Origin of the sequence: Achromobacter sp. 413638, from assembly GCF_043119405.1 — a bacterium.
GTDB lineage: Bacteria > Pseudomonadota > Gammaproteobacteria > Burkholderiales > Burkholderiaceae_B > Achromobacter.
The window spans coordinates 26,523-50,703 of record NZ_JBICCO010000020.1 but is presented as its reverse complement, the minus strand read 5'-3'; the positions used below and the strand labels follow the sequence as shown (position 1 = coordinate 50,703).

Genomic DNA, 24,181 nt, shown 5'->3' with positions numbered 1-24,181 from the left:
GAGGGTCAGCTTCACTGAGTGTGGTTTGACGGAATGTGCTGTGAACGTCAGTTGCGGCAGGAATGGATGCCGACGCGCAACTGGTGCTTTAAATAGTAGATGCGACGATTCTTGCGATGCTTCAGGGCGCTTGCGGCAAGCAACGGACCTGCGGCGACAGCGGGCAAAAAGTGAATGCCACACCACTGTCCGGCAGGCCGCGGTTGCGCCGGCGACCAAGAGACCCAGGGGTTGAATCAGCAGGCAGTACAATGGCGGCCCGCGCGCTCGACGGAGTTGCGTACTTGTTGCATCTCTACGCCAGGCGGCTAGTTCAGCCCCTTAAGGCTGTCCCGATTATATGTCGCTTTCCGCAATGCGCAAAGAAACTTCCTCCCCTGCAAGCCCCCCCGCCGTCCGGATGGTCGAGGTCGACGCCGAACATGCCGGCCAACGCCTGGACAATTACCTGCTGCGGCTGTGCAAAGGCGTGCCCAAGACGCATATCTATAAGGCGATCCGCGGCGGCGAGGTGCGGGTAAACAAGGGACGCAGCCAGGCCGATTACCGGGTGGCCGAGGGCGACATCGTCCGCATTCCGCCCCTGAGGCTGCCCGATCCCGGCGCGCCCAAGCCCGTGCCGGCCGCCGAGTTTCCGGTGGTCTACGAGGACGACGCCATGCTGGTGGTCGACAAGCCTGCCGGCGTGGCGGTCCACGGCGGCAGCGGCGTGTCTTTTGGCGTGATCGAGCAGTTGCGCGCCGCCCGGCCGCAGGCGAAATTCCTGGAACTGGTCCACCGGCTGGATCGGGAAACCTCGGGCCTGCTCATGGTCGCCAAGAAGCGCAACGCGCTGCTGGCCCTGCATGCCATGCTGCGCGAGGGCAAGGGCGAGAAGCACTACCTGGCGTTGGTGGAGGGCGACTGGGTCAACGACCGCCAGCACATCAAGCTGAGCCTGTCCAAATGGACTACGCAGAGCGGCGAGCGCCGGGTCAAGGTGGATCCGGACGGCCAACGTGCGCATACTATCGTCAGCCTGAAGCAGCGTTTCGGCGGTTACAGCCTGGTGGACGCGGAGTTGCGCACGGGGCGTACTCACCAGATCCGGGTCCACCTGGCTTCCAGCGGGTTTCCCATCGTGGGCGACGACAAGTATGGCAACGACGAGGTCCGGGCGCAGTTTTCGCGTCAGGGGTTCGGGCGCATGTTTCTGCATGCGCATCGCCTGACGCTGGCGCATCCGCTGACGGGCGAAACCCTGACGCTGACGGCGGAGTTGCCCCCCGCATGCCTGAAGTTGTTGAAACAGTTGGAGTCTGTCTGATGTCTATGTATACGCTGGTGGTGTTCGATTGGGACGGCACCCTGATGGATTCCACTCACAGCATCGTGGCCGCCATTCAAGGCGCCTGTCGCGACCTGGAGCTGCCTGTGCCCTCGGCGTCCGATGCCAGCTGGGTCATAGGCCTGTCCCTGGAAAGCGCGCTGCGCCGCGCGGTGCCCGAGCTGACGCAGGCCATGGTGCCGCGCTTTCTCGAGCGCTATCGCACGCATTATCTGCTGCGGGATCCCGAGCTGCGCCTGTTCGACGGCGTGCCCGAGATGTTGGATGCGCTGGCCAGGCAAGGCATCCAGCTGGCCGTGGCGACCGGCAAGAGCCGTATCGGCCTGAACCGCGCGCTGGCCGCCACCGGGCTGGGGCCCAGGTTCGCGGCTACCCGGACCGCCGACGAGACCTTCAGCAAGCCGCATCCGGCCATGCTGCATGAGCTGATGCAGGAACTGGACGTGGCGCCGGAGCAGGTCCTGATGGTGGGGGACACATCGCACGACCTGCAGATGGCCATCAATGCCGGCGTGCACGGCCTGGGCGTGACCTACGGCGCGCATACCCTGAAAGAACTTGAGGGTTGCTCGCCCCAGGCGGTGCTGGGCAGCGTGCCCCTGGTGCGCGAGTGGTTGCTTGACCGGGTGCGCGCCGCCGCCTGAGCGCGGGCCGACGCTCGCCGGCGACGTTTCCTTCAATCGGAATCCCCGTGATCCGGCCGAACCGTGTCATCGTGCTCCGGAACGTCTTGCTCCTGATCCGGTCTATCCGCCTGGTGTGACGCGCCGGGCGGGCGCAGGCTGAAGATCGGCGCATTTCGCCCGGAGCGGAATATCATGGGGCGCACAGTCGTCCATGGATTGCGCCGCGCGTTTTTCGCGGCCGCCGACTTCGGAGATCATGATGCTGATACGCAAGCCCGACGCCATCCAGTCGTCCGAGATCACGCCTGAGCGGGTCTGGCGCGCCAGGCGCGATCTGATCCTGGGGGCGGGCGTCGCCGCGGCGGGCCTGGGCCTGCCGGGGTGGGCGGGCCGCGCCTGGGCCGCGAATGCGCCCGTGGGCGAGCCGGCCGTGCTGCCCGGGCAGGCAAGTCCCCTGAGCGTCATGGACAAGCAGACGTCGCTGTCTGATATCACGTCCTACAACAACTACTATGAATTCGGCCTGGACAAGAGCGACCCGGCGGCCCATGCGGGCAAGTTGCAGACGCGCCCCTGGACGGTGAGCGTCGAAGGCGAGGTCGGCAAGCCGCGCACCTTCGATATCGAAGAACTGCTCAAGCTCGCGCCCATGGAAGAGCGGGTCTACCGGTTGCGCTGTGTCGAAGGCTGGTCCATGGTCATTCCCTGGGTGGGCTATTCGCTTTCCGCCCTGCTCAAACAGGTTGAGCCGACCGCCAATGCGAAGTACGTCGAGTTCGTGACCGTCGTGCAGCGCGACAACATGCCGGGCGTGCGTGCGGGGGTGCTGGACTGGCCATATGTGGAAGGCCTGCGCATCGACGAAGCCATGCACCCGCTGGCCATGCTGGTGTTCGGCCTGTATGGCAAGGTCCTGCCCAATCAGAACGGGGCGCCTTTGCGGCTGGCGGTGCCGTGGAAGTATGGCTTCAAATCGGCCAAATCGCTGGTCAAGATCCGGCTGGTCGAAAAGCAGCCGGTGTCTTCCTGGATCAAGGCCGCGCCGCAGGAGTATGGCTTCTACGCCAATGTGAACCCGGCCGTGCCGCATCCGCGCTGGAGTCAGGCCAGCGAGCGGCGCATCGGCGAGGACGGCCTGTTCAGTCCGAAGCGCAAGACGCTGCCGTTCAATGGCTATGCGGATCAGGTCGCGGCCCTTTATCAGGGCATGGACCTGAAGGCCAATTACTGAGGCGCGCATGGCCCGGACCGGCGCGCCCGCTCCTCACGCTTCCACGGCGGCCGAAACGCGTCGCGATGCCGCTACGCCCAAGGTCCAGTGGTCGGCGCTTGCGGTCGGGCGCGTCAAGCCCGCGCTGTTTCTGTTGGGAATGACGCCTTTCGCCCGCTGGATCTGGCTGGGGCTGAACAATGGCTTGACGGCCAATCCGGTGGAGTTCCTGACCCGTTCGTCCGGCACCTGGACGCTGGTCTGCCTGCTGGTCACGCTGGCCATCACGCCTTTGCGCCGTCTGACCTGGCAGCCGGCGCTGGTGCGGCTGCGCCGCATGTGCGGGCTGTTTGCCTTCTTCTACGGCTTCCTGCATTTCATGGCCTGGGTCTGGTGGGACCGGGGATTCGACCCTGGGCAGATGCTGGCCGATATCGGCGAGCGGCCCTTCATCACCGTGGGCTTTGTCGCCTTTGTGCTGATGGCGGCGCTGGCGGCCACGTCCACGCAGTGGGCCATGCGCAGGCTGGGCAAACGCTGGCAGCGCCTGCACCGGGCGGTGTACGCCATCGGCCTGCTGGCGGTGTTGCACTACTGGTGGCACAAGGCGGGCAAGAACGACCTGGAACAACCCATGATCTACGCCGCCGTGCTGGCGGTGCTGCTGGGCTGGCGGGTGGCCGCCTGGTGGCGGCGTCGTTCCTGAGCGCGGGCGGCTGCCGACCGCCGCTCGTGGTCTTGCGCGCCGGCGGGGCCGGGTCTCAGGGCATCGCCATCATGATTGCAGCGGTTTCAGCGTCGGGTTGGCCGTCGTAGCGCGCCGGGCGGTAATGCATCTGGAAGGCCGCCAGCACGTTGATGGTGGCGCGGTCCAGCGTGCCCGTTTGCGGGCTGGCGTAGCCCAGGCGTTGCAGCTGCTGCTGGAACCATGCGGGCGCGGGCAGCGGCTCGGCCTGCAGGCGCGCAAGCTGCGCCGCCGCGCCGGCCTCGTCGTACCAGCGGCCGATGCCGGCGGCCGCCAGCTGCTTCCACGGGAACAGCGGGCCGGGATCCACCTTGCGCTGCGGCGCGATGTCGCTGTGGCCCACCACATTCTCCGGCGCGACGCCATGGCGCTGGATCAGGTCGCGCACCAGGATGGTCAGGGCGCGGATCTGGCGGTCGTCATAGGCGTGCCAGACGCGGCCGCCGTCCGCGCCCTGGGTCCAGCCGGCGTTGACCAGTTCGATGCCGATGGACGTGCTGTTCATGGCTGTGATGCCATACCAAGAGCTGTTGCCGGCGTGCCAGGCGGCGCGCGTTTCGTCGACCAGGCGGTGGGCGCGACCCGCGGGGCTCAGCAGGTAGTGCGCGCTGACCTTGCCCTTGGATAGCAACTGCATGGAGCGCGCGTCGTCTTCGGTGGTGTAGTGGATCACGATGGCGCGCACGCGGCTGCTCTGGCTGACGGCGTTTACCGAGGTGTCCAGGTCCAGGCCGGCGGGGCCGCGCGTGGCGCAGCCCGCCAGGGCCGCCGCGGCGGCCAGGATGAGGGAAAGTCGCAGCATGGTCAGCGGGCCAGGAACAGGAACAGGGTGGGCAGCTTGTCGAGCTGAGGGGCGGGCAGTTTCTTCCACTCGGCGATGGTGTGGGTGGCCACCCATTCATCGCTGGTGGTGAGGGACCGCGCCACGCACAGCCGGGTGTCGCCCTTGAGGCTGGCCAGCAGCGTGGCGTACATGGCGGCGTTGCGGTAGGGGGTTTCGATCAGCAGCTGGGTCTGGTCGTGGCGGGCGGAATGCTGCTCCCAGGCGCGCAGCTGCTTGGCTCGCTCGCCCGCGTCCACCGGCGCATAGCCGTGGAAGGCGAAGCGCTGCCCGTCCAGGCCGCTGGCCATCAGTCCCAGCAGGATGGAGGAGGGGCCGACCCAGGGTCGCACCGCGATGCCCAGGCGGTGGGCGGCGGCCACGACCTTGGCGCCGGGGTCGGCGACGGCGGGGCAGCCGGCCTCGGAAACCAGTCCGATTTCACCGCCTTGACGGGCGCTTTGCAGCCAGGACTGGATCTGTCCGTCGTCTGCCTTGTCGCTCAGCGTATGGATCGTGATTTCCTGCAGCGGACGCTCGGTGCCGACCAGCTTCAGGAAGGCGCGGGCGGTCTTGGCGTTCTCGGCGATATAGGTATCCAGCCTGCCCGCCAGGGCGCGGACCTCGGCCGGCAGCCAGCGCTCCGGCGCCGCTTCGCCCAGGCCGACGGGAATCAGGTGCAGCGCGCCGCTCATGCCGCGGCTCCGGGTGCGGCCAGCGGATCCAGGCCGAAGCGCGCCAGCATGCTGGTCAGCGCGATCAGGGGCAGCCCGATGATGGCGGTCGGGTCGTCGCTCTGGATGCTCTCCATCAGGGCGATGCCCAGGCTTTCCGCCTTGGCGCTGCCTGCGGTATCGTAGGGTTCTTCCGCCCGCAGATAGGCGTCGATCGCCTGATCGGACAGGGGGCGGAAGCGGCAGCGGGTGACGATATCCGCCTTTTCGGTCCGCACGCCGTCGGTAACGGCCAGCGCGCTGTGGAATTCGACGGTCTGGCCGGCCAGCGCCCGCAGTTGAACCCGGGCGCGCTCGAAATCTCCTGGTTTGCCGATGGGTTGCCCGTCCACCGTGGCAACCTGGTCCGAGCCGATCACGACGCAGCCGGGGTGAGCGGATACCACCGCCTGGGCCTTGGCGACGGACAGGCGCAGCGCCAGCGCTTCCGGCGTTTCGCCGGGGTGTGGCGTTTCGTCCACATCGGGGGAAATCGCGATGAAGGGCAGGCGCAGGCGGGAAAGCAGTTCCTTGCGGTAACGGGAGCTTGAGGCAAGAATCAGGCGAGGCTGTGAGGGCATGCGGAATTTGACGCTAGTACGTAAGTCACAGTATTATCTAACGTTTTGCGGTATTTTTGCAGGAACATCACCTAATGAGCGACGAGACCAAGGACGCCAAGCGCATGCCTGGCTCGGGCGATAGCGGTGGCGCTGACGGCAAGAATGGCGGCAATGGCGGCCGCGCCAAGGGTGCGGGCGGCAAGAATAATGGCGGTGTGGATCGCATCGATGCCTTCGCGTTTGCCCGGTTGGGCAAGGAAGCGCAGGGTACGGTGCCGCTGGTGCGCCTGACGCGTTTTACCGATGGGCTGCCTGAGCAGCCCGCCGGTGCAGCGGGTCTGGTGACCTGGTCGGTGCGCGGCGAACAAGGCAAGTCCGGCTTGCTCGCCGGCGAGCCGCTGCTGCACCTGCACGTGCAGGCCAATCCGCTTGTGATTTGCCAGCGCTGCAATGCGCCGTTCGCTTATCCGGTCGATAGCCAGACGCTGCTGCATCTGGTCAAGTCCGAAGACGATCTCGACGATGGGTTTTCCGCCTCAGGGCAGGGAGACGGCGAGGACGACGAAGACGATGACGGCGAAGAAGGACAAGGTTTTGCGCCCGATCAACCCGAAAAGGTGGTGGGGTCGCATCATTTCGATCTGTTGGCCCAGATCGAGGATGAGCTCATTCTGAGCGTTCCGTATGTGCCCAAGCATGATGTATGCCCGGGCGCGCAGGCCAATGACGGCGATGCTTCCCAAGAGCCCGTTGTCAAGCGTCCGTCGCCGTTTGCGGTGCTGGAACAACTGAAGCACAAAGATTGAGATCAACATCGGGCCGCATCGCGTACAATGCGCCCCGTTTCTAGGAGTCATCATGGCTGTTCAACAAAACAAGAAGTCCCCGTCCAAGCGCGGTATGCACCGTTCGCATGATTTTCTGGTGAACCCGTCGACGGCTATCGAGCCGACCACCGGCGAAACGCACCTGCGTCACCACATCAGCCCCAACGGCTTCTATCGTGGCCGCAAGGTCCTGAAGACCAAGGCCGACGAATAAGGCCCCCGGGCCGAACTCGTACCCGGACCATTTCGGCTGAGCGCTGATACCTGGCCCCCGTGATACGCATCGCCATAGACTGCATGGGCGGAGACTTCGGTCTGCCCGTCACGATTCCGGCCGCGATCGAGTTCGCCCGGCAATTTCCGGATACCCGGCTATTGCTGGTCGGGCTTCCCGACGCCATCGAAGCGGCGCTCTCCGAGCATCGCGGCGTAGACCGTGATCGCTTTGAGATCGTCGCGGCTTCCGAAGTCGTCACGATGGACGACCCCGTCGAAGTCGCCCTGCGCCGCAAGAAAGACTCCTCCATGCGCCTGGCCGCCCAGTCCGTCAAGGACGGGCGCGCCGACGCCTGCGTTTCCGCGGGCAACACCGGCGCCTGGATGGCCATTTCCCGCTACGTGCTCAAGACGCTGGACGGCATCGACCGCCCGGCGATCGCCACGTCCATTCCGAACCAGACCGGTCGCGCCACCACGGTGCTGGATCTGGGCGCGAACGTGGACTGCACGGCCGAGCACCTGCTGCAATTCGCCATCATGGGCGCCGCGCTGACGCAGGCGGTGGACCACCGCGACAACCCCACGGTGGGGCTGCTCAACATCGGCGAGGAAGTCATCAAGGGCAACGAGGTCGTCAAGGAAGCCGCCGAACTCCTGCGCTCCAGCCCGTTGAACTTCTACGGCAACGTGGAAGGCAATGACATCTTCAAGGGCACTGTCGACGTGGTGGTCTGCGACGGCTTCGTCGGCAACGTCGTGCTCAAGTCCGTGGAAGGGCTGGCCAAGATGCTGTCCAGCGTCATCCGCGAGGAATTCAAACGCAACCTCATCACGCTCCTGGCGGGCGCGCTGGCCAAGCCGGTGCTCAACCGCCTGCGCAACCGCGTCGACAATCGCCGCTACAACGGCGCCGCCTTGCTGGGCTTGCGTGGCGTCGTGATCAAGAGCCACGGTTCGGCGGACGCCTATGCCTTCGGTTTCGCCCTGCAGCGCGCCCGCGAAGCCGTCGTGAGTAAACTGCTGGAGCGCACCGCGCAGACGGTCGCCCAGATCACCAGGCGCGTTCAGTCTGGCGACGGCGCTTCCGCGCCCGCGCCGAACGCGGCCGGGGACATCGCTTGATGGATACCGCAATGAAATATTCCGTGATCGCGGGCACCGGCAGCTTCCTGCCGGAACGCGTGGTTTCGAATGACGCGCTGGCCGCCGAGCTGGCGACGCGCGATATCGCCACTTCCGACGAGTGGATCGTCGAGCGCACCGGCATCCGCCAGCGCCATCTCGCTGAACGCGGTGTCACCACCAGCCAGCTGGCCACCGAGGCGGCGCGCCGCGCCATGGCCGACGCCGGCGTCGAGGCGTCCGAAATCGATCTCATCGTCCTGGCGACCTCCACGCCGGACTTCGTGTTTCCCAGTACCGCCTGTCTGGTCCAGGCCAACCTGGGCGCCAAGGGCTCCGCCGCCTTCGACGTGCAGGCCGTGTGCAGCGGCTTCGTCTACGCGCTGACCACCGCCGACAGCTTCATCCGCGCCGGCCGCGCGCGCTGCGCGCTGGTCATCGGCGCCGAGGTGTTCTCGCGCATCCTGGACTGGAACGACCGCAAGACCTGCGTGCTGTTCGGCGACGGCGCCGGCGCCGTGATCCTCAAGGCTTCCGACAAGCCCGGCATCCTGGCCGCCCAGCTGCATGCCGATGGCTCGCAGACCAAGATCCTCAGCGCCGAAGGCAACGTCGCCTACGGCAGCGTCACTGGCGACCCCTTCCTGCGCATGGACGGCCAGGCCGTCTTCAAGCAGGCCGTCACGGTGCTGGACCGCTCCGCCCGCGACACCTGCGCCGAGGCCGACGTTGACGTCAGCGAGGTCGACTGGCTGATTCCGCACCAGGCCAACGTCCGCATCCTGAATTTCCTGGCGCGCAAGCTCAGCGTGCCGACCGAGAAGGTCGTCATCACCGTCGACCAGCATGCCAATACCTCCGCGGCCAGCGTGCCCCTGGCGCTGGATGCCGCGCGCCGCGACGGCCGCGTCAAGCCCGGCCAGCTCATCCTGATGCAAGGCGTGGGCGGCGGGTTCACCTGGGGCTCGGTGCTCGCCCGCATGTAACAGGCGGGTGTGCGCGAGGCGGCGCAAGTCGCCGCCGCGATCGCCCGCCGCTCCCACAGACTCGAATTCATCCACACGCTTAACCATGACCATGAAAATCGCTTTTGTCTTTCCTGGCCAGGGCTCTCAAGCCGTCGGCATGCTGGACGCCTGGTCGGGCGTGGCCGCCGTCACCGATTCCGTGGCGCGCGCTTCGGCCGCCCTGGGTCAGGATCTGGCCGCGCTGATCGCGCAGGGGCCGGTCGAACAGCTCAATCTGACCACCAACACCCAGCCGGCCATGCTGACCGCGGGCGTGGCGTTCTACAACGCCTGGCTGGCCGCAGGCGGCCGCAAGCCCGATGTGGTGGCCGGTCATAGCCTGGGCGAGTATGCCGCGCTGACCGCCGCCGGCTCGCTGGCGCTGGAAGACGCCGTGCGCCTGGTGCGCGTGCGCGCCGACGCCATGCAGGCCGCCGTGCCCGTGGGCACCGGCGCCATGGCCGCCATCCTGGGCCTGGACGACGACGCCGTGCGCGCCGCCTGCGCCTCGGCCGCCCAGGGCGAGGTCGTGGAGGCCGTGAATTTCAATGCGCCCGCCCAGGTCGTGATCGCCGGCCACAAGGCCGCCGTCGAGCGCGCCTGTGAGCTGGCCAAGGCCGCCGGCGCTAAGCGCGCGCTGCTGCTGCCGGTGTCGGCGCCGTTCCACTCCAGCCTGCTCAAGCCCGCCGCCGATGTACTGGCGACGGCGCTGGCCGCCGTGAACGTGTCGGCGCCGCAGATCCCGGTGATCAACAACGTCGACGTGGCCTCGCCCGTCGAACCGGGGGCTATCCGCGATGCGTTGGTGCGTCAGGCGTGGCATCCTGTGCGTTGGGTGGAAACGCTGCGCGCCATGAAGGCGCAGGGCGTCACGCACGTCATCGAATGCGGTCCCGGCAAGGTGCTCGCCGGCCTGACCAAGCGCATCGACCCCGAACTCACCGGCCTGGCCATCACCGATCCGGCTTCCCTGGACGCCGCGCTGGCCGCGGTCAACGGAAACTGAAAGACATGGACTACTCCACTGAACTGCAGGGCAAGACCGCCCTGGTGACCGGCGCCACGCGCGGCATCGGCCGCGCCATCGCCCTGGAACTGGCGGCGCGTGGCGCCGTCGTGGTCGGCACCGCTACCTCCGAGTCGGGCGCCGCCGCCATCACCGAGGCGCTGGCGCCGTTCGGCGGCCGTGGCGTCGTGCTGGACGTGACTAATGCCGAAGCCTGCGACGCGCTCATCGACGCGCTGGGCAAGGAAAGCGGTGGTCCCCACATCCTCGTCAATAATGCCGGCATCACCCGCGATACGCTGGCAATGCGCATGAAAGACGACGACTGGTCGGCGGTCATCGACACCAACCTGGCCTCGGTCTTCCGCCTGTCGCGCGGCGTGCTGCGCAACATGATGAAGGCCCGCTGGGGACGCATTATCAACGTGACCTCGGTGGTGGGCTCGTCGGGCAATCCCGGTCAGGCCAACTACGCGGCCGCCAAGGCGGGCGTGGCTGGCATGGCGCGCGCGCTGGCGCGCGAGCTGGGCAGCCGCAACATCACCGTGAACTGCGTGGCACCGGGTTTCATCGATACCGACATGACGCGCGCGCTGGGCGAAACCCAGACGGCGGCGCTGCTGCAGCAGATTCCGCTGGGCCGCCTGGGCGCGCCTGCCGACATCGCGCACGCGGTCGCATTTTTGTCCGGCCCGCAAGCGGGTTACATTACCGGCACCACCCTGCACGTCAACGGCGGGATGTACATGCAATAAGTCGCGAAACGCGCATATCGGGCCACCGGCAGGCTGGGGGCCCGGCGCGCGGTTCACATTGGATGCATCGCACACCGGCTTCCTGCGCCATCTCGGCGACAGATCAGTGGGCGATGTAATTTTGTCACGGCCGGGCGTTGCTTTACTCTGCGCTTGGCTATAATTCGCGGGATTTTTCCCATTTGGAGATCTGCATGGAAAGCATCGAACAGCGCGTCAAGAAGATCGTCGCTGAACAACTTGGCGTGAACGAAGCCGAGATCAAGAACGAATCCTCCTTCCTTGACGACCTCGGTGCCGATTCGCTCGACATGGTCGAACTGGTCATGGCGCTCGAAGACGAATTCGAGACCGAGATCCCCGACGAAGAGGCCGAAAAGATCACGACCGTGCAACAAGCGATTGATTACATCAATTCGCACGGCAAGCAGTAAGCTCAGCCTATACCTTTCCGGCGGCCCGAAACGTCTTTTCGGGACCGGCCGGGAATCGGGGCGGTTTCAGGAAAATGCCGCGTGGTTCGCACGCGGGGCAGGTGTCGCAGCCTGGCCCGTAGTCGCGAGCGCCACGCGCGCAGCGCATCCCGAAAACCGCCTTTCTTTTGTCTGTTTGAGGAGTCATCCGTGAAGCGACGTGTCGTCATCACCGGCCTTGGTATCGTTTCGCCCGTGGGCAACGACATCACCACCGCTTGGGACAATATCGTCAACGGACGTTCTGGCATCAGCCGCATCAGCCGTTTCGATCCCTCGGCCATCACCACCCATATCGCAGGCGAAGTCAAAGACTTCGACATCAGCACCTATATCTCGTCCAAAGAAGCCCGCCAGATGGATACCTTCATCCATTACGGCCTGGCCGCGGGCATGCAGGCATGGCGCGACTGCGGATTGGAAGTCACCGAAGCCAACGCCGAACGCATCGGCGTGATCGTGGGTTCGGGCATCGGCGGACTGCCGCGTATCGAGGAAACCCAGGTCGAATATCTGGCCAAGGGTCCGCGCCGTATTTCCCCGTTCTTCGTGCCGGGTTCCCTGATCAACCTGATCTCCGGTCATATCTCCATCACGTACGGCATGAAGGGTCCGAGCTACGCCGTCGTGTCTGCCTGCACCACCGGCCTGCATTCCATCGGCGATGCCGCGCGCTTGATCGAGTATGGCGATGCGGATGTCATGCTGGCGGGCGGCGCCGAATCGACCGTGTCTCCGCTGGGCATCGGCGGCTTCGCCGCCATGCGCGCCTTGTCGACGCGCAACGACGATCCCACGACCGCTTCGCGTCCCTGGGACCGCGACCGCGACGGCTTCGTGCTGGGCGAGGGCGCCGGCGTGCTGGTGCTGGAAGAGTACGAACACGCCAAGAAGCGCGGCGCGCGCATTTATGGCGAATTCGCTGGCTACGGCATGAGTTCGGACGCGCACCACATCACGGCTCCCGACAAGGACGGCCCGCGCCGCGGCATTCTCAATGCGCTGCGCAACGGCGGCCTCAATCTTGACGACATTCAGTATGTCAACGCGCACGGCACGTCCACGCCGCTGGGCGACAAGAACGAGTCCGAGGCGCTGAAGCTGGCTTTCGGCGATCACGCCAAGAAGCTGGTGGTCAACTCGACCAAGTCCATGACCGGGCACTTGCTGGGCGCCGCGGGCGGGATCGAAGCCGTGTTCACCACGCTGGCCGTGTACAACCAAGTGTCGCCTCCCACGATCAATATCTTCAATCAGGATCCGGAATGCGATCTGGATTACTGCGCCAACGAGGCGCGGCAAATGAAGATCGACGTGGGGCTGTCGAACTCCTTCGGTTTCGGCGGCACCAACGGCTCGATGGCCGTTCGCCGGGTCTGACTTGGAAGTTCCCGCGCGCGGGCGCCGGGCCGTGCTTGCCGTGGTGACGCGGCCTCGTGCCGCGTCCGCGCTCGCCGGCCTGGCCGTCGCCGTGGCGGCGGCATCCGTGCTGCTGTCGGCGGCCTGGCTGGGCCTGCCGGCCGCCGGCGCCGCGCTCGCGGCGCTGGCGCTCTTGGCGGGGCTGTTACACTCGCTGCGTGGCGGCCTGTCCCCGGTATCCGCGCTGCGAGCCTCCCCTGAGGGCGGCCGCTGGCAATTGCGGCTGCCGTCGGGTTGGCGCGACGCCGGCCTGCTGCGTTGGAGCAGGGGGCCGGCGTGGCTTACGCTCACCCTGCAGCCCTTGCCCTCCGGGAGTATGGCCTTTACTCGCAGCAACTACACCTTTACCGTCTGGCGGCGGGCCCTGAGGCCCGATGCCTGGCGTCGCCTGTGCCTGCTGGCGCAGGCCGAACCGCGCGCAGCCGCCCCTGCCGCGCCGCGGGAGGCCCAATGAGCGAACGCGAAGTCGACGCAGAACTCGTCGCCCGCGTCCAGCGCGGCGACAAGAAAGCCTTTGATCTGCTGGTCCTGAAGTACCAGCGCAAGATTTTGCGCCTGCTGGCGCGAATGATCCGCGATCCGTCGGAAATCGAGGATGTGGCGCAGGAGGCCTTTATCAAGGCCTACCGCGCCTTGCCCCAATTCCGAGGCGAGAGCGCCTTTTACACCTGGTTGTATCGCATCGCCATCAATACGGCGAGAAACTGGCTGGCGTCCCAGGGACGCCGTCCCAGCGCGCCCAATGCGATAGAAACGGAAGACGGTGAAACTTTTAACGAAACCGAGAACCTAACCGACATAAGCACGCCGGAGTCGATGGTTGCCAGCCGCGAGATCGCCCAAACGGTCAACGCGGCTATCGAGCAATTGCCCGAGGAATTGCGCACCGCAATCGTCCTGCGTGAAATCGAAGGTATGAGTTACGAAGACATCGCCCAGAGCATGGACTGCCCGATCGGCACGGTGCGCTCGCGTATTTTCCGCGCGCGCGAAGCCATCGCCGCAAAGTTGCGCCCATTGCTAGGCACCGATGCCGAGCGTCGCTGGTAAGGAGTCGCAGTCATGCAAACAGCAGCCAAGTCCGTCGTGATCGCCGAGTCTTCCTGGGAAGAGTCGGTTTCCGCCTGGATGGACGGAGAAGAATCCGACGATGTCCTCGCAGGCCTGTTGACCCGGGAAGGGCAGCAGACCTGGGATACCTATCATCTGATCGGCGATGCCCTGCGCAATTCCGATCTGGCCCTGACGCCCAGCGCCGCCTTCCAGGCCCGCCTGGCGCGCGCGCTGGACGCCGAATTGCCCATCGTCGCGGCGCCCCGGCGCCGTTCGCCCTTGCGCATGGGACTGTCCGGCCTGGCCGTGGCCGCCGCCGTCGCCACCGTGGCCTGGGTGGCCCAACCCTATCTGTCCGGCGGCTCGCCGGGCGCCGAGACCCGCGTGCTGGCCGACGCCAGCGCGGGCGTCGGCACCGAAGACGCGAGCCTGCGAGATTATCTCGAAGCACATCGGCAGATGGCCGGCCCCAGCGCCGTGCGCCAAGTGTCCTTCGATGCCGGGGCGGGCCGCTGATGGCCTTGGTGCTTCCGACACGCTGGCCGGCCCTGGGCCGCGCCGCTACCTGGCCGGCTCATCGGGCCGCCTGGTTCGCCGCCACGCTGTTCGCTGCATTTCTCGCTGCCCACGAACCCGCTCGCGCGGCCGACGTCACGCCCGCCGCCGCGCCCGAGGATATGGTGCAGTTGCTGTCGCGCATCCAGCAGGCGGCCCGCAAGCAGGACTACGCGGGCGTTTTCATGTATCAGCAGGGCGAGACCATCCAGTCCTCCCGTCTGGTCCATGTGCTGGACGGCACCGGCGAGCGCGAGCGCCTGGAAATCCTGGACGGCCAGCCGCGCGAATATCTGCGCCATAACGAAGATGTGCAGTGCCTGATCCCCGAGCGCAAGACGGTGCTGATCGAGCGTCGCCGCGGCGACCGTTTTCCGGGTCTGCTGCTGGGCGATCCCGCCAATCTGTCCAAGCACTACCGGATCCGCGCGGAATCCGCGCTGCACCGGGTGGCGGGGCGCGAATGCCGGCTGATCACCATCGAGCCCGTGGACAAGCTGCGCTACGGCTATCGCCTCTGTGCGGATGTCGAAACCAATCTGCTGCTGAAGGCGCAGACGCTGAACGCCGCGCGAGGCGTGGTCGAACAGGTGTCCTTCACGTCCCTGCGCCTGGGATCCGAGGTCGATCCGCAATCGCTGGCCTCGCGCTGGAATACCCGCGATTGGAAGGTGCTCGAACCGTCCATGAAACAGGTCGACCTGGCTGCCCAGGGCTGGCGCATTCCCGCTCCCGAGGGTTTCACCGTGATAATGCAGGTGGCGCGCTCGATGGGGCGCTCCGGCACCGTCAGCCAGGTGGTGCTGTCGGATGGCCTGGCGGCGATCTCGGTCTTCATCGAGCCCTACGACAGCCTGCGCGGCCATACGCCGCCTCATGGCGCGGCGCAGCGCGGCTCGATCACGGTCTATGGCACGCGCATCGCCGATTTCTGGTTGACGGCCGTGGGCGAGGTGCCGCTGACCACGCTCGAACAATTGGCCCAGGGCACGGAGTACGTGCCCGCCGCCGCCCCGGCCACGGGCAAGCAGTAATTTCGGAGCAATCTATGAAAACAATGTTGGGGTCGAACCTGCAATTCCGGCGCCTGCTGGCGGCCATGGTTGCGGGCCTGTTGATGTCCACCGCCTATGCGCCGGCCTCCTTGGCGCAAACGCCGACGGTGGCCTTGCCGGATTTCACGACCATCGTCGAGAAAGCCGACCCCGCCGTCGTCAACATCCGCACCACCGCCACCGTGCCGGTGCGCGGTCCGGGGATGGGCGGCGGCAACGATCCCTACGAATTGTTCCGCTGGTTCTTCGGACCGGATTTCCAGCCGCCGGGCCAGCAATCGCCCACGCCGAGGCAGCGTCCGCAGCCTTCGCAGCCTGAAGAGCGCACCGTGCCGCGCGGCGTGGGATCGGGCTTCTTCATCTCCGAAGACGGCTACATCCTCACCAATAACCACGTGGTTGTCGACGCGACCGACATCTACGTCACGCTGACCGACGGCCGCGAATTCAAGGCCAAGGTCATCGGCACGGACGAGCGCACCGACGTCGCCCTGATCAAGGTCGAGGCCAAGGGCATGACGCCGCTGGTCATTGGCGATCCCAAGAAGCTCAAGAAGGGGCAGTGGGTGCTGGCCATCGGCTCGCCGTTCGGCCTGGATTCCACCGTCACGTCCGGCATCGTCAGCGCCATCGGCCGCGATACCGGCGAGTACCTGCCCTTCATCCAGACGGACGTGGCGGTCAACCCGGGCAACTCCGGAGGTCCGCTGATCAATCTCGATGGCGAAGCGGTCGGCATCAATTCGCAGATCATCTCGCGCAGCGGCGGCTTCATGGGCATTTCGCTGGCGATCCCCATCGACGAGGCCATGCGCGTGGTCGACCAGTTGCGCGCCACCGGCAAGGTGACCCGTGGCCGCGTCGGCGTGCAGATCGGCGAGGTTGGCAAGGATGTGGCCGAGGCCATCGGCCTGCCCAAGGCCGAAGGCGCCCTGGTCAGCAGCGTCGAGGTGGACGGTCCGGCCGACAAGGCCGGCGTGCAGCCGGGCGACGTGATCCTGAAGTTCAACGGCGAAACCATCAAGCGCTGGTCCGATCTGCCGCGCATCGTCGGCGAAACCAAGCCGGGCACGAGCGCCGACCTGGAAGTCTGGCGCAAGGGCAAGACGATCACGCTGCCGGTCAAGGTCGGTGAAATCCCGGCCGAGAAGGGCGGCGGCGCCAAGAAGGGCGCGGCGCCTCCCCCGGATGTGACCAACGCGCTGGGTCTGGGCGTGGTCGACGTGCCGGCCGAGGTGCAGCGCAAGCTGCGCATCAAGGGCGGCGTGCAGGTCAAGATCGCCGAGGGCGCGGCGGCCAAGGCCGGATTGCAGGAAGGCGACATCGTGTTGGCTCTGAACGACACCGACGTCACCGGCGCCAAGCAGTTCGGCGAGCTGGTCGCCAAGCTGGACAAGGCGCGCGCGGTGGGCCTGCTGGTCCGTCGCGGCGAGCAGACACAATGGGTGGCGGTGCCCGCGTCCAAATAAGGTCCAAGACCGGCTAAAATGCCTGGTTGCCGCAAGAGGGGGCGCATGGCGCCCCCTCGTTTTTGCCCAGGGCCAGCCGCCCCAGGGCGCATCTCGTCAGCCGTGCGTATTCCGGCGGCGGTGTCTTCCGGCCAGGCGCTGAGCGTTCTGTGTCGAGTGTTCCGTCCCTTTTAAACTCAAGCATGCAGCATATTCGCAACTTCTCCATCATCGCCCACATCGATCACGGCAAATCGACCCTGGCCGATCGCCTGATCCAACGCTGCGGCGGATTGGCGGATCGCGAAATGTCCGCGCAGGTGCTCGATTCCATGGAAATCGAACGCGAACGCGGCATCACCATCAAGGCCCAGACGGCCGCCCTGCATTACAAGGCGCAGGACGGCAAGGTCTACAACCTGAACCTCATCGACACTCCGGGACACGTCGACTTCTCGTACGAAGTCAGCCGTTCGCTGTCTGCCTGCGAGGGCGCGCTGCTGGTGGTGGACGCCTCCCAAGGGGTCGAGGCGCAGACCGTGGCCAACTGCTACACCGCCATCGAGCTGGGCGTGGAAGTGATGCCGGTGCTGAACAAGATGGACCTGCCGCAGGCCGATCCCGAAGGCGCGCGCCAGGAAGTCGAGGACGTGATCGGCATCGACGCCTCGCAGGCCGTGCTGGCCAGCGCCAAGACCGGCATGGGCATCGACGAGATCCTGGAATCCATCGTGGCCCGCGTGCCGGCGCCCAAGGGGGATCCCGAGGCGCCGCTGCAGGCGCTGATCATCGACTCGTGGTTCGACAACTACGTGGGCGTGGTGATGCTGGTGCGCATCGTCAACGGCGTGCTCAAGCCCAAGGACAAGATCCTGCTGATGGCCTCCGGCGCCACCCACCTGTGCGAGCAGACCGGCGTGTTCACGCCGAAGTCGCAGCAGCGCCCGCACCTGTCGGCGGGCGAGGTGGGCTTCATCATCGCCGGCATCAAGCAGCTCGAAGACGCCAAGGTCGGCGACACGGTGACGCTGGCCAACAAGCCGGCCGCCGCGCCGCTGCCGGGCTTCAAGGAAGTCAAGCCGCAGGTGTTCGCCGGCCTGTACCCGGTCGAAAGCTCGGAATACGACCAGCTGCGCGATTCGCTGGAAAAGCTCAAGCTGAACGACGCCGCGCTGATGTTCGAGCCGGAAGTGTCGCAGGCGCTGGGCTTTGGTTTTCGCTGCGGCTTCCTGGGCCTGCTGCACATGGAAATCGTGCAGGAGCGCCTGGAACGCGAATTCGACATGGACATCATCACCACCGCGCCGTCGGTGGTGTACGAAGTCGAGCAGCGCGACGGTTCGATCATCACGGTCGAAAGCCCGTCGCGCATGCCGGAAGTGGGCAAGATCGCCGATATCCGCGAGCCGATCGTGAAGGTCACGCTGTTCATGCCGCAGGACTACGTCGGTCCGGTCATGACGCTGTGCAACAACAAGCGCGGCGTGCAGGTCAACATGAGCTATCACGGCCGCCAGGTGCACCTGGTGTACGAGATCCCGCTGGCCGAGATCGTGCTGGACTTCTTCGACAAGCTCAAGTCGGTGTCGCGCGGCTACGCCTCGATGGACTATGAGTTCCTGGAGTACCGCTCGGCCGACGTGGTGCGCGTGGACCTGCTGATCAACAACGACCGCGTCGACGCGCTGGCCGTGATCGTCCACCGCAGCAACGCCCGCCATCGCGCCCGCGACGTGGTGACGCGCATGCGCGGACTGATTCCGCGCCAGATGTTCGACGTGGTGATCCAGGCCGCCATCGGCGCCGAGATCATTGCGCGCGAGAACGTCAAGGCGCTGCGCAAGAACGTGCTGGCCAAGTGCTATGGCGGCGACATCTCCCGCAAGAAGAAGCTGCTTGAAAAGCAGAAGGCCGGCAAGAAGCGCATGAAGCAGGTCGGCAGCGTCGAGATTCCGCAAGAGGCCTTCCTGGCCATCCTGCAGGTGGAAGACAAATAGAACCCGAATAAGGCGGTTAGCTGATGAGTTGGAACTTTGCCCTGATCCTGTTCGTGTTGCTGGTCCTGACCGGCGCAATCTGGGTGCTCGACCTGGCCGTGCTGCGCCGGGGGCGCGAAAGCCGCGCCCAGGCCGCCATGGCCCAATATGACGCGGCCGTGATCGGCGACGCGCAGGAAGCCGAGCGCCTGCGGCGTGAAGCCGGCGAAGAGGCGCGGCGCATGCCGTGGTGGATCGAATACGCGGTCAGTTTCTTTCCCGTGATCCTGTTCGTGTTCATGCTGCGCTCGTTCGTGGTCGAGCCGTTCCGCATTCCTTCGGGCTCAATGCTGCCCACGCTGCAATCCGGCGACCTGATCCTGGTGAATAAATTCAGCTATGGCCTGCGCCTGCCTGTCCTCGACAAGAAGGTCGTCGATATCGGCAAGCCGCAGCGCGGCGACGTGTTCGTGTTCCGTTATCCGGTGGATCCGGACGTGGACTACATCAAGCGCGTGGTCGGCCTGCCGGGCGACGAGGTCGCTTATCTGGACAAGAAGCTGTACATCAATGGCGAATTGGTGACGCATGTGCGGGACGGCGACTATTTCGAGCCTGACCGTGTCTCTTATATCGCACAATACAAAGAGAAATTGGGCGACGTTGAGCACAAGATCCTGCTCGATGAGGGAAAAATGCAGGAACTCGGGCCGCAGTATCCGTTTCCCAACCTCGGGAACTGCCAATACAGCCGCAATGGAGTACGCTGCAAAGTACCCGAGGGGCAGTATTTCGCCATGGGCGATAATCGGGACAACAGCGCTGACAGCCGGTATTGGGGCTTCGTTCCCGAAGCCAACATCGTCGGCAAGGCGTTCTTCATCTGGATGAATTTCAGCGATCTGAGCCGCATCGGCCGATTCAACTGATTATGTCGCTAGCCACGCTAGAAAACCGCCTGGATCATCATTTCAGCGATCCGGCTTTGCTCGAACAGGCGCTGACGCATCGCAGCCACGGCGCGCGCCATAACGAGCGGTTGGAATTCCTCGGGGATTCCGTGCTGAATTTCGTCGTGGCCGCCATGCTGTTCGAGCGTTTCGCCAAGATCGACGAGGGCGACCTGTCGCGTCTGCGGGCCAATCTGGTCAAGCAGGCGTCGCTGGCCGACATCGCGCAGAAACTGGAGTTGTCGCAGTATCTGCGACTGGGCGAGGGTGAATTGAAAAGCGGTGGTTTCCGCCGGCCGTCCATCCTGGCCGATACGGTCGAAGCGCTGTTCGGCGCCGTGTTCCTTGACGCCGGCTTCGACGCCGCGCGGCGCGTGATCGCGCGTCAGTATCAGCCGGTGCTGGCCAGCGTCGATCCCAAGACCCTGGGCAAGGACGCCAAGACCCTGCTGCAGGAATTCCTGCAGGGCCGCAAGATGGCGCTGCCGCTGTACACGGTGGTGGCCACTCACGGCGCGGCCCATAGCCAGCAGTTCGAGGTCGAATGCGCCATTCCGGCGCTGGAAATCAAGGTGACGGCGCCTGGCGCCAGCCGCCGCGCCGCCGAGCAATCGGCGGCCAAGCTGGCGCTGGAGGCCGCGCAGGCCGTCAGCCCGGCCACGAAAGCCGCCCGCAAGTCGGGCAAGGCGCGCAAGACCGCGCAATTGTCGCTGCCCGTGGCAGTGGCCCAAGAGACTAAATGAGCAATACCCCTTTCCGCACCGGTTTCGTCGCCATCGTTGGCCGCCCCAATGTGGGCAAGTCCACGCTGACCAATGCCCTCATCGGCTCCAAGATATCCATCGTGTCGCGCAAGGCGCAGACCACGCGCCATCGCATACATGGCGTGCTGACCCGCGAGCACGAGCAGTTCGTGTTCGTGGACACGCCCGGGTTCCAGACCCGCCACGGCGGCGCCATGAACCGCATGATGAACCGGGTCGTGACACAGGCGTTGGCCGACGTGGACGTCGTGGTGCATGTGGTCGAGGCCGGCAAGTGGTCGGAAGGCGACGCCAAGCTGCTGCCGCTGCTGCCTGCGCCCGAGCGCACCATCCTGGTCGTCAGCAAGATCGACGCGCTGAAGAACCGCGACGACCTGTTCGCCTTCGTCAGCAAGATCATGGCGCTGCATCCGTTCGGCGCCGTGGTGCCGGTCAGCGCGACCAAGAACCAGCAGCTGGATCAGCTGCTGCAGGAAATCGCCGCACGCCTGCCCGAAGGCGAACCGATGTTCGAAGAGGACACGCTGACCGACCGTCCCATGCGCTTCATCGCCGCCGAACTAGTGCGCGAGAAGATCTTCCGTCTGGTGGGCGATGAACTGCCCTACGGCTGTACCGTGGTCATCGAACAATGGGAAGAGAACGACAAGGGCGCGCGCATCGCCGCCTGTGTCGTGGTCGAGCGCGACAGCCACAAGCCCATCCTGCTGGGCGCGGGCGGCATGCACATGAAACGCATCGCCACCGAGGCGCGCCAGGATATCGCCAAGCTGCTCGACAAGACCGTCCACCTCGAGGTCTACATCAAGGTGCGCAAGGGCTGGTCCGATCGCGAAGGCGCGCTGCGCGATCTGGGTTATGAGTAAACGGGCGCCTCGCGTCCAGGACCGCCCAGGATTCATGCTGCACGCCACGGCGTGGCGTGAGACTTCCCTCATCGTTCAAACCTTCTCGCGCGATCATGGCTGTGTGGCCATGGTCGCCAAGGGCGCCAAGCGCCCGTATTCGGTGCTGCGCCCCGTGCTGTCGGCCTTTCAGCCCCTGCTGCTGTCCTGGACCGGCAATGGCGAGGTCAAGACGCTGACCCGCGCGGAAATCATGGGCATACGCCCGCTGGGCGGCACCGCCCTCATGTCCGCCTGGTACATGAACGAGCTGCTGCTGCGCCTGCTGCCGCGCGAAGACGCGCATCCGCTGCTGTACGACGCCTACGACATGGCATTGCAGCAGCTGTCCGGCGGCACCCGCGCGGCGGGCGCGCTGCGCCGCTTTGAGTGGACCCTGCTGCGCGAGACCGGCTACGGCGTGGACGAGGCTGCGCCCGATTTCGACGACCCTGCCATCGAGCCCGGCTTGCGGCGCGACCTGCGCGAGCGCCTGGCCGAGATCCTGGCGGGGCGGCCGCTGTCCACGCGCCGCGTGCTGCTCGACCTGCAGCGCATCTGAAGCCGGCGGCGCCATGGGGTTCACGCTCAAGCAGGTGGAGACCTTCCGCACGGTCTACGAAACCGAAAGCGTGACCGCCGCGGCCCGGCGGCTGGACCTGTCGCCCGCCACCGTCAGCGCCACGCTGGCCGCGCTGGAGGCCAGCATCGAGATGCGCCTGTTCGAGCGCGTGCGCCAGCGCATGCACCGCACGCCCGAAGCCACGCTGCTGTATGAAGAGATCCGGCGCCTGAACGTCGGACTGGAGAGCCTGGGCCGCAAGATCCGCGCGATACGCGGCTCGGCCCAGCCGCGCCTGCGCGTCGGCTGCATCCATGCCTACAGCGGCGCCATCGTCAGCGACACCATCGCGCGCTTTCGCGTCCGCTATCCCGATACGCCGCTATACCTGCAGATCCGCGATTCCAATACCTTGCGCGACATGGTCGTGTCGGGCGAACTGGACCTGGCCGCCGTGGCCGACGAATCGGAGCTGGAAGGGCTGCGCGGCCACCGCCTGGCCAGTCTCCAGGCGGTGGCGGTGTTTCCCAAGGACCATACGCTGACCCGGCTGGAACAGGTCGAATTCGCGCAGCTGGCCGATGCCGATGTGATCGCGTTGAACGCGGAGGACGCGTCCCGCAAGCGGCTGGATGCCTTGTTGCGGCAGTCCGGGCAGGCGCTGCGCATCAGCATCGAGACGCCATACTCCAGCACGGTCTGCCAGTTGGCGCTGGCCGGCCACGGCGTGGGCATCGCCAATCCGGCCACGGCCGTGGGCATGGAAGCGGCCGGGCTGGCTTTCCGGCCGCTGGCCGCGCCGGTGCATTTCGAATGCCACATGATCCTGCACGGCAGCCGGCCACTGTCGGAAGCCGGCAAGTTCTGGGCGACCTGCCTGCGCGCCGCGCTGGCGCCCTTGACTGCGCGTTACGGCGTCTAGCGCCTGGCAATGCGGCCACGGCCTTGTGCGAAGGCGTGCCATCACGAATACGCGTGCACGCCGTCACGTGGGACCGCCGGACTCAGCCGCGCCGGCCGTCCGACGTCAGGATCAGCACGACCGACGACTCGGCGTCCAGCATGCCCGAGCGTCGCAGCCGGGTGACGGCCGCCAGCGCCGCCGCCGAGGACAGCTCCGTGGCCAGTCCCATCCGTTCCAGCCGCTGCTGCGCCTGGGCCGCGGCGGCATCGGACACCTCCACGGGCAGTCCGCCTGAGCGAGCCAGCGCCTGCAGCGATTGCAGCGTGGTGGTGCCGCCGGCGATGGAGTATTGGTCCGTGCCTGCTTCCCAGAGTCCGCGCGCGTCCCCGGTCTGCAGGGCGCGCGACAGGCGTGCATAGGGCTCCACCGCATGCATGCGCGGCAGTCTCGGAATCAGTCCCTGCCTGTGCAGCGCCTGCCAACCCAGCAGCACGCCCCACAGCAGATCGCCGCGCGCGGTGGGCACGATCACATCCGTGGGCAGGCCGCAATGGTCGAAGATTTCCCGCGCAATCGGTTTGTAGCCTTCGACCCCATAGGCGTGGGTGCCGGTGGGCGGGTTCAGGTAGTTGGTGCCGGCGAAGGCGCCTTGTTCGCGGCACAGTTGGGCCACGTGCGGCCAGCGGCCCAGGCTGTCTTCGAACGCGGTGAGGCGGGCGCCGAAACGCTGCATGGCCTCGCGTTGCAGCGCCGGGCAGTTGCGGGTGATGGCGATCTCGGCCTGCAGGCCGGCGGCGGCGCAGTAGGCGGCCAGGGAAACGCCCGCGTTGCCGCTGGACGCGGCCGCCACGCGCGTGGCGCCGGCCAGCCTGGCGCGCGACACGAGCTGGGCCGCCATGCGGTCCTTGTGACTGCCGGTGGGATTGGCGCTCTCGCATTTCAGCCACAGCCTGCCCACGCCTTCCGCCTGGGCCAGGGCAGCCGACTCCAGGCAGGGCGTGTCGCCTTCGCCCAGCGTGATCGGATGCAGCACCGGCAGCGGCATCACGCTCGATGTCGATGGCGTGTAGACGCACTCCAGCGAGGCAGGATGGCCGTCTTCCAGACAAGACGGGCAGCCTTCGGGATAGTCGCCCGGGGGAAACAGCGTCGCGCAGCGGATGCAGCGCAGGCCGGATAAAGCGGGATTCATCAGCAT

Annotated in this window: 27 protein-coding genes; 23 read left to right on the top strand and 4 right to left on the bottom strand. The window is 66.3% G+C overall.

The genetic code is table 11. The annotated features are described in order from the left end of the window. The first annotated feature begins 340 nt into the window (after nucleotides 1-340). From ACEU5R_RS10660 to msrQ, 4 genes are all read left to right on the top strand, one after another. Nucleotides 341-1,306, top strand: a complete 966-nt coding sequence (locus tag ACEU5R_RS10660) for an RluA family pseudouridine synthase (protein ID WP_392410109.1) — start codon at nucleotides 341-343, stop codon at nucleotides 1,304-1,306. Beyond that, nucleotides 1,306-1,971, top strand: a complete 666-nt coding sequence (locus ACEU5R_RS10655) for an HAD family hydrolase (RefSeq protein WP_392410108.1) — start codon at nucleotides 1,306-1,308, stop codon at nucleotides 1,969-1,971. The genes ACEU5R_RS10660 and ACEU5R_RS10655 overlap by 1 nt, the downstream gene beginning before the upstream one ends. Before the next feature lie 241 nt (nucleotides 1,972-2,212). Continuing rightward, nucleotides 2,213-3,184: a protein-methionine-sulfoxide reductase catalytic subunit MsrP gene (msrP, locus tag ACEU5R_RS10650; protein WP_392410130.1), complete on the top strand. Its 972-nt coding sequence runs from the start codon at nucleotides 2,213-2,215 to the stop codon at nucleotides 3,182-3,184. Between the two features lie 7 nt (nucleotides 3,185-3,191). Further along, nucleotides 3,192-3,869 (top strand): protein-methionine-sulfoxide reductase heme-binding subunit MsrQ, encoded by a 678-nt coding sequence (gene msrQ, locus ACEU5R_RS10645; RefSeq protein ID WP_392410107.1) that lies wholly within the window; start codon nucleotides 3,192-3,194, stop codon nucleotides 3,867-3,869. A gap of 55 nt (nucleotides 3,870-3,924) precedes the next feature. Here the strand turns inward: msrQ and ACEU5R_RS10640 are convergent, their stop codons facing one another. The 3 genes from ACEU5R_RS10640 to ACEU5R_RS10630 are packed head-to-tail and all read right to left on the bottom strand — an operon-like array spanning nucleotide 3,925 to nucleotide 6,022. Further along, the gene (locus ACEU5R_RS10640; protein WP_103273132.1) at nucleotides 3,925-4,710 is read right to left on the bottom strand and encodes an N-acetylmuramoyl-L-alanine amidase; all 786 of its coding nucleotides are present in this window, start codon (nucleotides 4,708-4,710) and stop codon (nucleotides 3,925-3,927) included. A 2-nt stretch (nucleotides 4,711-4,712) separates the two neighbouring features. After that, nucleotides 4,713-5,423, bottom strand: a complete 711-nt coding sequence (locus tag ACEU5R_RS10635; RefSeq protein ID WP_103273133.1) for an SAM-dependent methyltransferase — start codon at nucleotides 5,421-5,423, stop codon at nucleotides 4,713-4,715. Next, nucleotides 5,420-6,022, bottom strand: coding sequence for a Maf-like protein (locus tag ACEU5R_RS10630; protein WP_103273134.1), 603 nt, complete (start codon nucleotides 6,020-6,022; stop codon nucleotides 5,420-5,422). The genes ACEU5R_RS10635 and ACEU5R_RS10630 overlap by 4 nt, the downstream gene beginning before the upstream one ends. A gap of 104 nt (nucleotides 6,023-6,126) precedes the next feature. Here ACEU5R_RS10630 and ACEU5R_RS10625 point away from each other — a divergent pair, with 104 nt between their 5' ends. The 19 genes from ACEU5R_RS10625 to ACEU5R_RS10535 all read left to right on the top strand — a co-directional run bounded on the left by ACEU5R_RS10625 (nucleotide 6,127) and on the right by ACEU5R_RS10535 (nucleotide 23,001). Further along, on the top strand, nucleotides 6,127-6,810 hold the full coding sequence (locus tag ACEU5R_RS10625; RefSeq protein WP_392410129.1) for a YceD family protein: 684 nt from the start codon (nucleotides 6,127-6,129) through the stop codon (nucleotides 6,808-6,810). Between the two features lie 52 nt (nucleotides 6,811-6,862). Then, nucleotides 6,863-7,045, top strand: a complete 183-nt coding sequence (rpmF, locus tag ACEU5R_RS10620) for a 50S ribosomal protein L32 (RefSeq protein ID WP_006389284.1) — start codon at nucleotides 6,863-6,865, stop codon at nucleotides 7,043-7,045. A gap of 59 nt (nucleotides 7,046-7,104) precedes the next feature. Then, nucleotides 7,105-8,172 (top strand): phosphate acyltransferase PlsX, encoded by a 1,068-nt coding sequence (plsX, locus tag ACEU5R_RS10615; RefSeq protein WP_392410106.1) that lies wholly within the window; start codon nucleotides 7,105-7,107, stop codon nucleotides 8,170-8,172. Further along, nucleotides 8,172-9,158, top strand: coding sequence for a beta-ketoacyl-ACP synthase III (locus ACEU5R_RS10610; RefSeq protein ID WP_392410104.1), 987 nt, complete (start codon nucleotides 8,172-8,174; stop codon nucleotides 9,156-9,158). Before plsX ends, ACEU5R_RS10610 begins: the two co-directional genes overlap by 1 nt. Before the next feature lie 91 nt (nucleotides 9,159-9,249). Beyond that, a complete protein-coding gene (gene fabD, locus ACEU5R_RS10605) occupies nucleotides 9,250-10,185 on the top strand; it encodes an ACP S-malonyltransferase (protein ID WP_392410128.1) in 936 nt (311 codons plus the stop codon). 5 nt (nucleotides 10,186-10,190) lie between these two features. Further along, a complete protein-coding gene (gene fabG / locus ACEU5R_RS10600; RefSeq protein ID WP_103273137.1) occupies nucleotides 10,191-10,940 on the top strand; it encodes a 3-oxoacyl-ACP reductase FabG in 750 nt (249 codons plus the stop codon). 194 nt (nucleotides 10,941-11,134) lie between these two features. Further along, nucleotides 11,135-11,374, top strand: a complete 240-nt coding sequence (gene acpP, locus ACEU5R_RS10595) for an acyl carrier protein (protein WP_003813816.1) — start codon at nucleotides 11,135-11,137, stop codon at nucleotides 11,372-11,374. Nucleotides 11,375-11,563: 189 nt separating this feature from the next. Then, complete coding sequence (gene fabF / locus ACEU5R_RS10590) at nucleotides 11,564-12,793, top strand: beta-ketoacyl-ACP synthase II (RefSeq protein WP_103273138.1); 1,230 nt, start codon at nucleotides 11,564-11,566, stop codon at nucleotides 12,791-12,793. A 31-nt stretch (nucleotides 12,794-12,824) separates the two neighbouring features. Further along, nucleotides 12,825-13,286, top strand: a complete 462-nt coding sequence (locus ACEU5R_RS10585) for a hypothetical protein (protein ID WP_392410100.1) — start codon at nucleotides 12,825-12,827, stop codon at nucleotides 13,284-13,286. After that, nucleotides 13,283-13,882, top strand: a complete 600-nt coding sequence (rpoE, locus tag ACEU5R_RS10580) for an RNA polymerase sigma factor RpoE (protein ID WP_103273139.1) — start codon at nucleotides 13,283-13,285, stop codon at nucleotides 13,880-13,882. The genes ACEU5R_RS10585 and rpoE overlap by 4 nt, the downstream gene beginning before the upstream one ends. A 12-nt stretch (nucleotides 13,883-13,894) precedes the next feature. Continuing rightward, nucleotides 13,895-14,401: a sigma-E factor negative regulatory protein gene (locus tag ACEU5R_RS10575; RefSeq protein ID WP_103273140.1), complete on the top strand. Its 507-nt coding sequence runs from the start codon at nucleotides 13,895-13,897 to the stop codon at nucleotides 14,399-14,401. After that, entirely contained in the window at nucleotides 14,401-15,474 is a 1,074-nt protein-coding gene (locus tag ACEU5R_RS10570; protein ID WP_392410099.1) for a MucB/RseB C-terminal domain-containing protein, read from the top strand. The genes ACEU5R_RS10575 and ACEU5R_RS10570 overlap by 1 nt, the downstream gene beginning before the upstream one ends. 65 nt (nucleotides 15,475-15,539) lie before the next feature. Further along, nucleotides 15,540-16,964, top strand: a complete 1,425-nt coding sequence (locus ACEU5R_RS10565) for a DegQ family serine endoprotease (protein WP_392410127.1) — start codon at nucleotides 15,540-15,542, stop codon at nucleotides 16,962-16,964. 182 nt (nucleotides 16,965-17,146) lie between these two features. Then, the gene (gene lepA, locus ACEU5R_RS10560) at nucleotides 17,147-18,940 is read left to right on the top strand and encodes a translation elongation factor 4 (protein WP_103273143.1); all 1,794 of its coding nucleotides are present in this window, start codon (nucleotides 17,147-17,149) and stop codon (nucleotides 18,938-18,940) included. Between the two features lie 23 nt (nucleotides 18,941-18,963). Continuing rightward, nucleotides 18,964-19,848 (top strand): signal peptidase I, encoded by an 885-nt coding sequence (lepB, locus tag ACEU5R_RS10555; protein ID WP_103273144.1) that lies wholly within the window; start codon nucleotides 18,964-18,966, stop codon nucleotides 19,846-19,848. Nucleotides 19,849-19,850: 2 nt separating this feature from the next. After that, on the top strand, nucleotides 19,851-20,612 hold the full coding sequence (gene rnc, locus ACEU5R_RS10550; RefSeq protein WP_212315281.1) for a ribonuclease III: 762 nt from the start codon (nucleotides 19,851-19,853) through the stop codon (nucleotides 20,610-20,612). Continuing rightward, complete coding sequence (gene era / locus ACEU5R_RS10545) at nucleotides 20,609-21,499, top strand: GTPase Era (RefSeq protein WP_103273146.1); 891 nt, start codon at nucleotides 20,609-20,611, stop codon at nucleotides 21,497-21,499. Before rnc ends, era begins: the two co-directional genes overlap by 4 nt. Further along, the gene (gene recO, locus ACEU5R_RS10540) at nucleotides 21,492-22,079 is read left to right on the top strand and encodes a DNA repair protein RecO (RefSeq protein ID WP_392410098.1); all 588 of its coding nucleotides are present in this window, start codon (nucleotides 21,492-21,494) and stop codon (nucleotides 22,077-22,079) included. The genes era and recO overlap by 8 nt, the downstream gene beginning before the upstream one ends. 13 nt (nucleotides 22,080-22,092) lie before the next feature. Beyond that, nucleotides 22,093-23,001: a LysR family transcriptional regulator gene (locus ACEU5R_RS10535; RefSeq protein WP_392410097.1), complete on the top strand. Its 909-nt coding sequence runs from the start codon at nucleotides 22,093-22,095 to the stop codon at nucleotides 22,999-23,001. Nucleotides 23,002-23,083: 82 nt separating this feature from the next. On the opposite strand, the gene ACEU5R_RS10530 is transcribed toward ACEU5R_RS10535, so the two are convergent. Next, nucleotides 23,084-24,181 carry a pyridoxal-phosphate dependent enzyme gene (locus ACEU5R_RS10530; protein ID WP_392410096.1) on the bottom strand — a complete coding sequence of 366 codons (1,098 nt, stop codon included), beginning with the start codon at nucleotides 24,179-24,181 and terminating at the stop codon, nucleotides 23,084-23,086.